Origin of the sequence: Bacillus sp. RC240 (genome assembly GCF_044907945.1) — a bacterium.
Lineage (GTDB): Bacteria > Bacillota > Bacilli > Bacillales > Bacillaceae_G > Bacillus_A > Bacillus_A mycoides.
The window spans coordinates 1,155,521-1,167,098 of the sequence record NZ_JBIYCT010000001.1; the positions used below are offsets into that span (position 1 = coordinate 1,155,521).

An 11,578-nucleotide genomic window follows, 5' to 3' on the forward strand; every position below is an offset into this window, starting at 1 on the left:
GGTGGAGAGAACGTTGGATTTTCGAGACTTAAAAATTTTTCAAACCGTAGCAAGAGTTCAAAATATTACCGCAGCTGCACGAAACCTTAATTATGTACAATCAAATGTAACAGCGCGCATTAAACTGCTAGAACAAGAGCTAAATACATTGTTGTTTTATCGACATGCTCGGGGTATCACATTAACTGGTGATGGACAAATATTTCTTAAGAAAGTTAATAAATTGTTAAAAGAATTCGAAGAATTACAAAATACGTTTACAGATGATAATAATCCCACAGGTCTTCTCAATATTGGAACTGTAGATACTGTTCATCCCTTACCAACCATTTTGGCCAGCTATCATAAACAATTTCCTAATGTAGATATCTCTTTAAAAACTGATGTTAGTCAACGTCTGATCTTAGACATCCTAGAATTTAAGCTAGATGGTGCTTTTGTAACAAGTCCGATTCAAGATTCTTCTTTAGAACAATATAAGGTAAGTACGAAGACACTTGTTCTATTTTCAAATCGTCCTACATTTGATATACAAGATTTGAAAAATGAAACATTTTTAGTGTTTAGCTCCGGATGTGGCTATCGTTTTGTTTTAGAAAAATGGTTGAAAGATGAAGGAATTCTTCTTAAGAAAATTATGGAGTTTAATATGTTAGAAATGATTTTACATAGCGTATCACTTGGTCTAGGCATTACGGTTCTTCCAGTTACAGCTCTAACTTTTTTCTCAAACATTCCCAATATTTATTGGCATGAAATACCTGAACAATATGGGAAAATTGAAACAACATTTGTTAGAAATAAGGATATGGCTTTGTCGCTTACTATGAGAAAATTCATAGAAAATATACAGAGTTTATAGTAAATATCTATAAATAATAATATTTTTATAACAAATATGACTTCCTTCACACATTTCAATTGAAACATATTCCTTTGCGATTTCTTCTAAACTTCTCATTCCTATAATTGATTTGAATAATTTACGGAAAATAACCGCAGTTGATGGTGACCTTCTTTTTGAAGCGATAAAAAAATTAAATGGTACCGCAGGTACCACCTTACTGTTAATAAGATTAGTTCGGGCTGATAATGCTTCCAATTAAACAAATTCTCCTTTTCCATACTGATCACGCACCCTTTCTAGAGTAATAGTATCAGTATGTCCAAGATTTATAGATTCATTGCAATTTTCTCGAAGTTTTTGCACCAGAACCCCTTAAAATACAATATTATTCGAAATTATTCTATTAAAAGTAAAATACAAATCAGTTACTTTTATAGCTATATTGATTTATAATTTTATGAATGAAAAAAGCACTCTTTCGAGTGCTTTTTCTAATACTGCATAAAAAATTATACTTTTCCACTCTTAAAACATATTGTAAATAAAGTATACTAACTATCTCAATTGAAATTATATAAAGGTATAAAAATGTAATTTTATTTAAACAAATCTATTTTTAAACGACAAAGAAATTTTATATGAGTTAGTTTAAGCTAGTCTCTTTCTAAAATTTTATCGAGGTATTTATTTAGAGAAATATTAAATACTTCTTTAAGAATCTGCTGATATTCTTCTTCATTTATAGTTCGTTTACTTTTTTGGCCTTTTCTTGTTTCTGTAAAACTTTTTTTAGTAAGTGAAATATGTCCATCTTCAATTAATTTGCAGACAATGTATCCTTTGTTAAAAGGTGATTCGGGGTGCTCTACAATAATATTTTGTATAGCATTTACTTTGTTTGTATCTATTTCATCTAATGAAAACGCAAACCCAGTGCACCATGTATTAGTAGGTTCAGAATTAAGGAATTGGGCACTCTCCCCATCTTCTCCTTTTTTCAATTCTAGTAGGTAAGTTCCTTTTTCAGTATTCTGTTTACGAATACGATATTTTCCCGTTTGAGATGAGATCACTTCACCACTAAATGGAACTGGGTGTAATGGAAGATGTGAGGCAAGCCCCCCATCTATAATATATTTCTGATTATTATAATTTAAAATAATAATCACATGTCCATCGTCAGGCTTCCACTTATCACCACCTAAATCGTAGACCGTACCAGATATACGATAGACATCAAATCCACAATCAAGTAAAAAATAATATAATACGGTATTGAGCTCGTAACATAGTCCTCCGCGTTGAGTTAGGAGTAATTTTTCTTGAACATTTTTTCTAGTAATTTTCCGGATATTTTTGTTCATAACGTCTAAATTTTCATAAGGTATTACATATGCCATTTGCTGAAGAATTTCATGTAAATTTTCAAAGCTTACATCTTCTTTCGGAGATATCTGTAACCGTGAGAAAATTTTTTTTTGTAAATCAGTCAACATTGTATATAACCTCCCATTTATAGAAAATTTAACCATCGAACACAATGATACACTAAATAAATATATAATCAAGTGTAATAAAAACAAATCAAGTTATTTTATGGCTTGTTTTTACATAAGAAGCCTCACCATATCAAAAAAAGAAAATTGTAAGCTTAGACATAATTCAGGCAAACTTTCATTTTCTATTGATGTTCTTCTTATTTACAGGGCAATTAACTTTTACTGGCTAATTTTTTAATTTCTGGAAAAATATACTTATTTATCCCTTTTCTCATATAGTATCTTTAATAATCATTTATGAAAAAGGCGAAAACAATACTATTGGTTTTATCTTCCCTTGTTGTTAAATACAGCAATGGTATCCCTGATAGAGTTTTATACTACTTAAATATGAGATTAAAAAATTAATTTTAAAAGAAAAGAGAACCCATATAGGCTCTCCTTCCTTGGCATACTTACAACATGGAGAATGTTGAGACAACTCTTTCAAAACTTTATTAGGGGAAAGTTTTAAAAAATGTACTCACAATAACCTTTACATAAATGTAATATATAGTAAATTGATATAAATTTTTCTAATTATTTGTAACTTTCTGATACCCATTATAACCCTTGTCCTACAAGAAGGTACCAATTTTCCATTGGCAATATCATTCACATTATCAGAAATGAGCTTCAAATATACTATTTTCTTTCGAACCAATATCAAAAAAATTACTATAAAGTTAAAGATTGCGAACGTGAATAAGAACAACATTGCGAATCTGAATTCAAACATGCCAAAATCTTCGTGTTTTATAAATAATGGATCTATGACGTATACCAAAATGAGGATTGTTAAACCAAATGAAACAAAAAAACTAACTGCAACAGCACCAAGAAGTTTTATAATGATCCTATTTCTAAAACTAACATTCTTCATATTTTATACCCAATTCCCCAAACAGTTTTAATATAAATGGGATGTTTAGAATCCTCTTCAATTTTGTCTCTTATTTTTGTAATATGCACCATGACGGTATTATCTGATTTATAAAAAACCTCTTTCCAAACTGCTTCATATATTTTTGCAACACTCAGGACAATCCCTTTGTTACGGGCAAGTAGTTCGAGAATATCAAACTCTTTTGGAGTTAGCCTTGTTTCCTTTCCCCTTACCCATACTTGACGTGTATCTGTATTCACGGTTAAATCACCAATTTCTAGGATGCTTTTATTATGATTTATTGACGTATTGTATTTTTTAAACCTTCTTAATTGGGATTTTATCCTAGCGATTAATTCCAATGGATTAAACGGTTTTGTTAAATAATCGTCTGCACCAGAGGCTAGACCCTGAATTTTGTCTATATCCTCAGATTTTGCAGATAGCATAATGATAGGCATATTGCGGTCTTCCCTAATCTTCATACACGCTTCAATACCATCCATATTAGGCATCATAATATCTAAAATAATAAGATCAAACTCCTTTTCTTCTAACAGTTGTAAAGCTTCAATAGCATCTTCAGCCTTTTGAGTTTTCAGACCTTCATTTTCCAAATAAACAGAGATAAGATTTCTAATCTCTTTATCATCATCAACAATAAGAATTTTTGACTCCATATTATTCCTCCACATTTTTTCTAATATTGAACAATTAAAGACATTTGCAGGTGAGACATGTCTATCGTCTCTTTATTGTTAACTTGCAAACGGAAAACAAGAAATAACATAATGAATATAGTGATATCAATCCCCTAATATATTGTTCAATATATACTGCTAAGCCATATTACAATTCATAAGATTCCTTCTTCTTATAATTAATTTCCCTTTTAATACACGTGTGCTTGGCCCATATTTGACAATGTAATTTACTTTCTTCAAATCAATTCCTTCAATCATTTTATCTCCAATAAACCTTAAACTTGGAAGGGCTGCACCAACTGATTTTTGGCTCATTATATACAGAAATAAGAAAGTGAATTGTATTCATACTTAATCACCCCACTGGTAAGAATTCATACTCATACTCTAGAATCCAACCCTTAAGAAAAAGGGGCAAAAGTTCTTAAGAATTCTTAATCTTTCTACAGCAGTTTGTCTTAAAAATATATAGTCACTCTTGAAATGTCCACTATTAGCTTCTCATTGTAATAATATTTATTAATAACACCTAAAAAATAAAGTAAAGTATTAGATTCAACTTCCAATAATCCAAGAGGGAGTCCATAGTAATTTATAGAAGATTCTGGGGTAGGCATTACATTAAATAATATCGTAAAGAAATTCGTAAATTTAGTAAGATATATACGCTAGCCCAAAAGGAGACTGGTGCAAATTTTCTTAGCAGATAAAAAGTTGGTATGATTGCAGATGGATTTTATGCGATCGTTAGTAATTGATGTAATTCATCGTACACTAAAAAAACGAAATTTCGTTGTTGCAAAAGGATTATGAATATCTAATCCAATTAGAAGAATACAATAATCAATTATCCGAAGTTAACTTCATACAAAACTAATAACAAGCATTAAAAAACTTTGCCTACTCTTTAAAATGGAAACATAATCTATTTATCAAGTAGTCAATAATGAATAGAAATTTTGGGGCGCTTTACAAAGAGACTCCGCCTTTTCAGCGTACAATGAATCTCAACAATTACTAGCTACTTCCTAAACATTGTTTCTCATTTATCAACCTGTTTATGCTGGTTATAAAATTTGCAACAGAATCAACAATTTCTTTATATTACTTATTAACCATTAGTTGCTGGATCTTCTCCTGTATTCCCATCATAACTTGGTTGCGTTGGCGTTCCACGACCATCCCCATTGTTTGGCGGCGCTGTATTTCCTTGACCACTACCGTTGTTTGGCGATGTTGTATTTCCTTCGCCTCTACCATTGTTTGGCGGCGCTGTATTTCCTTCGTCTCTACCATTGTTTGGCGGCGTTGTATTTCCTTCGCCTCTACCATTGTTTGGCGGCGTTGTATTTCCTTCGCCTCTACCATTGTTTGGCGGCGTTGTATTTCCTTCGCCTCTACCATTGTTTGGCGGCGTTGTATTTCCTTGACCACTACCATTGTTTGACGATGTTGTATTTCCTTCGCCTCTACTATTGTTTAGCTCACTTTGCTTTTGCTCTTCTGGTTTCTTTTGCTTTTCTTGTTGCTTATTTTGATTATTATTACTTGGCTGTTCAGTCATATTTGGGGAAGAATCACGTTTCTCACCTTTAATACGTAATTCGCTACCTTCTTGAACTACACTGTTCGGCATTTTAAATTGCGACTTATCTGTAGCAAACTTACTCATCATTTCTTTAAAAATTAACTGAGCAATTTTCGTATTTTTACTACTAATATAATCGTCTTTACTATCTTTAATATATCCAGTCCATACTGCCATCGTATATTGTGGTGTATAACCAGCAAACCAACTATCACGAGTTGCACTTTCTGGTAGATTATATTGTGCTATTTGTTCTAAAGAATAGTTTGTTGTCCCTGTTTTACCCGCTACATCTAAAGAACCTATATTAGCTGCTGTACCCAACCCAGAAGAAACAAAAGTACGAAGCATATCAGTAATCATATATGCTGTAGAATCCTTCATAACTCGTTTGGGCTTTTGCTCAAAGCTTTTTGATTTACCATCTGAATAAACGACTTTCTTAACAAAATGTGGCTTCGTATACTTACCATCATTACCAAATGCCGCATAGGCACCTGCAATTTCAGTTGGTGACGCTTCATTTGTACCTATCGCTGTTGATTCGGTCGGTGCTACATTAAATGTAATACCTAGCTTTTCAGAGAAAGCTTTTGATTTATTCATTCCTACTTCTTTTGCAGTTTTAATTGCCGGGATATTTCGGGACGTTTTCAATGCATCACGCATTGTAATTGGTCCTAAATGCTTTCTATCTGCATTTCTAACTTCTTGTCCTGTTGAATACTTAAATGGAGAGTCGTCAATTTGATGGTAAGTAGCCCATTTTAAATATTCAATTGCAGGAGCGTAATCAAAAATTGGTTTCATCGTTGAACCTGCTGAACGATTTAATTCAATCGCTATATTATGTCCTTTAAATACAGCTTTATTTTCACCACGCCCGCTACCAATTGCACGAATTTCTCCTGTTTTCGTATCCATAAATGTGAAAGCCCCTTGGAATTTCTCATTTGGATAATTTATAATGTTTTCATTTAAAAGCTTGTCCGCAAAATCCTGTGCCTTTTGGTCTAATGTAGTATGAATTTCTAAGCCGTCAGATCCAATATTAGCATCTGGCAACTCTTTTTCAACCTCTTTCACAACCGCATCCATAAACGCAGGATATGGCATTTCTTTTTGTTCAGTTGCTTTCTTAAGTCCTTCTGTTACTGGAACTTTTGATGCTTCTTCCATTTCTTTTTTTGTAATATAACCATGTCGATTCATTAATTCAAGTACAACATTTCTTCTTTCTGTTGCTTTTTTGATATTTTTTTCTTTTGTTGGATCATAGTTATTAGGTGCTTTCATTAAACCAGCAAGCATCGCAACTTCTGGTAGTGTTAAATCTTTCAATTCCTTACCATAGTAATTTTGTACTGCTGTTGCGATTCCGTATGAACGGTTGCCTAAGTAAACTTTATTTAAATACATTTCTAAAATTTCATGTTTTGAATACTGTTGTTCTAGCTTATACGCTAAAAATATTTCTTGCGCCTTTCGCTTTGACGTTTTTTCCATCGATAAGAAGTAATTTTTAATAACTTGCTGAGTAATCGTACTTCCACCTTGAGAGCCGTAATCACCTTTTAGGCTGACTAAAACTGCACGTGCAGTACCTTTAAAGTCTACGCCACTGTGCTCGTAAAAACGTGCATCTTCTGTCGCTAAAAACGCATTTTCTACTAATTTAGGAATTTGATCATACATAATATTCGTTCGTTTTTCTTTCCCATATTCATATATCAATTTTCCATCTTTATCATAAATTTTTGAGGATAACGGATTAACAAGTTTTGCTTTCTCAAGTTTTGGTGCATCCTTGATCATAACGAAAAAAGTAGCAACCCCTGCGACTAACCCTACAATACCAAGTAGTAAGCAACTGATTAAAAATTTGCGAAGAAACAATGTTTTACCTTGTTGTTTTTGTTTTTTAGAAGTTGGTTGTTTTTTCATTTTAACTTGTCGTCGCTCCTCTCGAGAACGATAATTTTCTGACATGTTACTTTCTCCTGCCTTTCAATTCTCCCGTTGATTTACTTAAAACTATTGAGGTCACCTTTAGAAATATACTTATATTAAAAAAGTATGGTAATCGAGATTAGTAAATATTTTTCTAATCAGCAGATTATAAAACTTAGATTAACTCTTGAACAAAATAGTTTCATATCTATTCTTTATAATAATGCTGCCCTTTAAAGTAAGGGAATGGTGAGCTGTTCCTCACCTCTTTGTACTATATCTAATGTTTGTAATAGTGAGTTCTTGAATTACTCGTCTAATTTAATGGTTCTTGTTAGCATAATCATAATGAAAAGAATGTGAAAAACGATTCTTTTGATGTAAAAAAGAATCGACTTCTAATTTTATCCTATAGATGGTATGGAATATAGGGAATCAGAAAGCAAAGGTAAAATCAATACCCTCACTTGAGAGCATCTATTGTAACCTTGGCAGTCTGCGCGATTAGCTCAGTATCATATATAGCATCTTGACTGGACAGAATTGCAATGATAATCGGTTCTCTGGTTCTCTATTCGGTGGCTAAACGATGGCAATATATCATTAGGTGTTCCGTAGCTTCCGGCTCCAGATTTATCATCGACTTCCCAATCTTTTGGTACACCCGCATGGATGAGTTCGTCTCCTGTAGCGTTTCCACGCATCCAATCCGTAGGGATTTTACGTTTATCAGTTTGGAGTGCATCTCTGACCGTGAAAGCCTTAAGATTGGTAGCAAGTGTTTTTGCTGTACTTGTATCACAAATGTCTCCCGGAATAGCTTCGTTCAAATCCTTTAGGTCCGTCTAATTTCTTGAATAAAGTGTTCCCCGCAGTGTTATCACTGTAACGAATAGCAGCCTCCGCAATTTTCCCAAGAGTCATACCGCTATCCACATGTTTCTCTGTAATTGGTAAATACTCTACTAAATCATCTTTTGTATAAGTGATAACTTCGTCTAATTTGTCAATTGGATATTGTAGTAACAATACCCCTGTAACCAGAGCCTTAAAGGTAGATGCGTAAACAAACCGTTCATTAGGTGATCGATAAGTAACTGCCCAGTTTGTACTGGTTTCGATTTCATAGACACCCAGTCGAGCGTCAAACTTTTTCTCGAGTTGTGCGAATTCTCAATGAGCCGCATGATTTGTATGTTTAGTTTTCTCTACTTTTTCTTTTGCTTCCACCTACAATGGTTCACCTGTAAAAAGTTTTACACTTGCAAGACTTAAACTTAGTATTCCAACACACATCCCTATTTTTAACATCCTTGTACTTTTCAAGATAATCAGTCCTTTCGTATTTTGCAGTACTTAAAATAGATGTCAAACCAGATTCAGTGTATCAAGTTTGGGCACTAAGTTTTTAGGATTACACTTAATAGACAATCTAAGTAATAAATTTGTTCCACATTTACAAATAAATTAAATTTAAGATAAAATAAAATCTTTGGTTTGTATAGTAACGGAACAGAAATGGTAATAGGGGTACGGCAATATCGCCATTAAGCTAAGATTTTAAAGTACCCCCTAAACGAAAATTTTCTTTCTCTAAAGGTAGTTACTTTGAGAAGTCAGATCACTTTTTTCGTTTTGGGGGCTAATTAGTTTTTTAACTTGATACGTTATGGTGGAACCCAATATGTAATTATAGTTATAGATAATTGTAATTCTTAAATACAGTTATCATGCTGATATTCTTCACAAATATTTAGATGTTGATAGTAGGATACTAAGGTATGTTATTTTGAAAGTATAAGATACGGATATTGTCTTATGATTTCTACTAATTTTTATCCAATTTCCTTCTGTTTTCCCAACTCTATTAATATTTATGTTTATAGTTAAAGAAATAGGGGATTTCCCTTCTAGAAACGCTTCAAAAACTACTGTTCCTTCTGGCTTATCATGATTAGCCAGAGCGGTTTCAAAGGCCTTTTCTGTTGCATCAGTTAAGTAAAACATACCTTTATCCTTTACACCTGGATTGCCAATACAATCCTTTTGATAGCTGTCTAGATTATTGTTACTAAGAAATATGAATTTCGTACATTATCAAGAATTTTTTTCTAAAAAATCCTTAAGAGAAAAAACATTTACAAGTTAAAATATAACTAATATGAAAATGCCTTTATTTAATTCCTTGTTTTTGAACTACCCCCACTTTCACTTCGATTAGAAGAGAGGGATTCCTAAGTAAAGAGTTCTATCGAACTCTAATTTATTAGGCTATCTCCACAGTCCTTGCGGTTAGAAGCCTTATCGCTTCATTCTTTAGATTGATACTTGCGTTAATATCCCTATCATGGTGTGTACGACAAGAAGAGCAGTCCCATTTACGTAGGTTTAGATTTTTAACGTCTTTGTTTTGATATCCACAACAAGAACATAATTGGCTTGAAGCAAATGTTTTCGATACAACAATGACTTGTTTGCCGTACCATTTTGCCTTATATTCCAACATAGTTCGAAACTGAGACCATGATACCTCACTAATTGCTTTTGCTAACTTATGATTCTTTAATATATTCGATACTTGCAAATCCTCTATACCGATAACATCGTGGTTTTTGATGATTTCAGTCGAGATTTTGTCCAAGTAATCTTTTCTAGCATTCGTCATGTATTCATGAATTCTAGTTACTTTTACTCGTTGTTTATTCCAGCGAGAAGATTCTTTCATTCTTCTAGAAAGAACACGCTGTGCTTTTGCCAACTTCTCTTCTAATGATCGAAAAAACTTCGGATTTTTATAGGTTGTTCCATCTGACAAAATGGCGAAATCTTTTAGTCCCACATCCATTCCGATGTAAGATTGTGTTTTTGGAAGTTCTTGCACTTCTGTTTCAACTAACAATGACACAAAGTATCTGCCAGAAGGGTTCCGTCTAACTGTAACATTTAAAATACGTCCCTTTACTTCACGACTTTTGGCAAATCGAATAAGACCTAGTTTAGGCAATTTAATTTTATTTCCTATAACGGCAATGTTTTCATTTGTTTGTTTTGTGGTATAAGATTGTACGTTATTCTTCTTAGATTTGAAACGAGGGGTATTGTTTTGTTTTTTGAAAAGGCGTGTATAAGCATCCGCAAGGTTACGAACAGACGACTGAATCGTAATACTATCCACTTCTTTTAGCCAAACAAACTCTTTCTTCATGGCAGGAAGTTTGGCAGAGCATGTACCATATGTCAAACCTTTTCCTGTTTCTTTGTATGCATGATCCCATAGAGATAGGAAGTGATTGAATACAAAACGAGAACAACCAATCGTTTTATTGATTAGGGTCGCTTGTGCTTTATTTGGAGAGATACGAAATTTATATGCTTTATTGATCATCATTCGTTTCACCCCCATTTCGATATGTGTCTATTATACAACAAACGTATATTCGATAGGTAGTGAAGTAACAGTTTATGTATGTCGAACAATTAAGATGGCTTCCTGCCATCCCTTGTCCGAAGCCATTTCATCTCCCACCTACTCACTTCGCGTTCCTTGAGGAAGGAGTCTTCTTGGCTAAAATGATAAATAATCCTTCATAATTTCACGTAAAATATCTTCATCTTCCACAATTAAAATTGTTCTTTCCATATTCTATCTTCCCCACGATTTATTTTCACGAAAAAATACTTTCTTTTCTAGTTTAATCAATTAAAAGTCTTTCACTATTTCCATTATTAATAAATGTAAGATACTTACATGAGGAGAATAACATGCTGATGTAAAGATAAAATGCAGAGATATGAAAATGCAAAATCTATTGTGAATTTGTAGTTGATGGAGGTACATAAAACCAAACCGTAATTTTATAACTAATTGTTTTAGTGGTTTAGTAGCAGCTAAAACAACAGAACCTGGTCTTGCCGTATCAATAACTACTGCTAACTTTGTTTGTAGTGGATCATAACCTAATTTCAAGCAAGAAACGGATACGAAAAATGACACAGGATCTAGGCAAAATACTGTATTGTTTGGGCAAAGTGAATAGTCATACACTGCATTATCCCCATTACAGA

6 protein-coding genes and 5 pseudogenes are annotated in these 11,578 nt (G+C 32.9%); 1 reads left to right on the forward strand and 10 read right to left on the reverse strand.

Translation table 11 applies throughout. The features are described from left to right. Positions 1-13: 13 nt before the first annotated feature. Positions 14-862: a LysR family transcriptional regulator gene (locus tag ABH955_RS05975; RefSeq protein WP_404455347.1), complete on the forward strand. Its 849-nt coding sequence runs from the start codon at positions 14-16 to the stop codon at positions 860-862. 161 nt (positions 863-1,023) lie between these two features. Here ABH955_RS05975 and ABH955_RS05980 read toward each other — a convergent pair. The 10 genes and pseudogenes from ABH955_RS05980 to ABH955_RS29165 form a co-directional block, all read right to left on the reverse strand. After that, positions 1,024-1,125: pseudogene (locus ABH955_RS05980) on the reverse strand (IS6 family transposase); the annotation flags it as partial. 375 nt (positions 1,126-1,500) lie between these two features. Then, positions 1,501-2,343 (reverse strand): arylamine N-acetyltransferase family protein, encoded by an 843-nt coding sequence (locus ABH955_RS05985; RefSeq protein WP_404455344.1) that lies wholly within the window; start codon positions 2,341-2,343, stop codon positions 1,501-1,503. Between the two features lie 634 nt (positions 2,344-2,977). Continuing rightward, positions 2,978-3,268: pseudogene (locus ABH955_RS05990) on the reverse strand (two-component sensor histidine kinase); the annotation flags it as partial. After that, on the reverse strand, positions 3,265-3,951 hold the full coding sequence (locus tag ABH955_RS05995) for a response regulator transcription factor (protein WP_404455341.1): 687 nt from the start codon (positions 3,949-3,951) through the stop codon (positions 3,265-3,267). The gene ABH955_RS05995 and the pseudogene ABH955_RS05990, both read right to left, overlap by 4 nt. Positions 3,952-5,086: 1,135 nt before the next feature. Further along, positions 5,087-7,552, reverse strand: coding sequence for a transglycosylase domain-containing protein (locus tag ABH955_RS06000; protein WP_404490962.1), 2,466 nt, complete (start codon positions 7,550-7,552; stop codon positions 5,087-5,089). Positions 7,553-7,976: 424 nt separating this feature from the next. Next, positions 7,977-8,845 (reverse strand): annotated as a pseudogene (locus ABH955_RS06005) (serine hydrolase). A gap of 411 nt (positions 8,846-9,256) precedes the next feature. Further along, on the reverse strand, positions 9,257-9,520 hold the full coding sequence (locus ABH955_RS06010) for a hypothetical protein (protein ID WP_242488377.1): 264 nt from the start codon (positions 9,518-9,520) through the stop codon (positions 9,257-9,259). A gap of 259 nt (positions 9,521-9,779) precedes the next feature. Next, positions 9,780-10,901 carry an IS200/IS605 family element RNA-guided endonuclease TnpB gene (gene tnpB, locus ABH955_RS06015; protein WP_404490963.1) on the reverse strand — a complete coding sequence of 374 codons (1,122 nt, stop codon included), beginning with the start codon at positions 10,899-10,901 and terminating at the stop codon, positions 9,780-9,782. Between the two features lie 186 nt (positions 10,902-11,087). Then, positions 11,088-11,153 (reverse strand): annotated as a pseudogene (locus ABH955_RS06020) (response regulator); the annotation flags it as partial. Positions 11,154-11,366: 213 nt separating this feature from the next. Next, positions 11,367-11,558: pseudogene (locus ABH955_RS29165) on the reverse strand (Y-family DNA polymerase); the annotation flags it as partial. Positions 11,559-11,578 lie beyond the last annotated feature (20 nt).

Excerpts from the sequence above, each read along its gene's own strand:
- tnpB (WP_404490963.1), bottom strand. The coding sequence starts at position 10,901 with ATGATGATCAATAAAGCATATAAATTTCGTATCTCTCCAAATAAAGCA.
- ABH955_RS06000 (WP_404490962.1), bottom strand. The coding sequence starts at position 7,552 with ATGTCAGAAAATTATCGTTCTCGAGAGGAGCGACGACAAGTTAAAATG.
- ABH955_RS05985 (WP_404455344.1), bottom strand. The coding sequence starts at position 2,343 with ATGTTGACTGATTTACAAAAAAAAATTTTCTCACGGTTACAGATATCT.
- ABH955_RS06010 (WP_242488377.1), bottom strand. The coding sequence starts at position 9,520 with ATGTTTTACTTAACTGATGCAACAGAAAAGGCCTTTGAAACCGCTCTG.
- ABH955_RS05995 (WP_404455341.1), bottom strand. The coding sequence starts at position 3,951 with ATGGAGTCAAAAATTCTTATTGTTGATGATGATAAAGAGATTAGAAAT.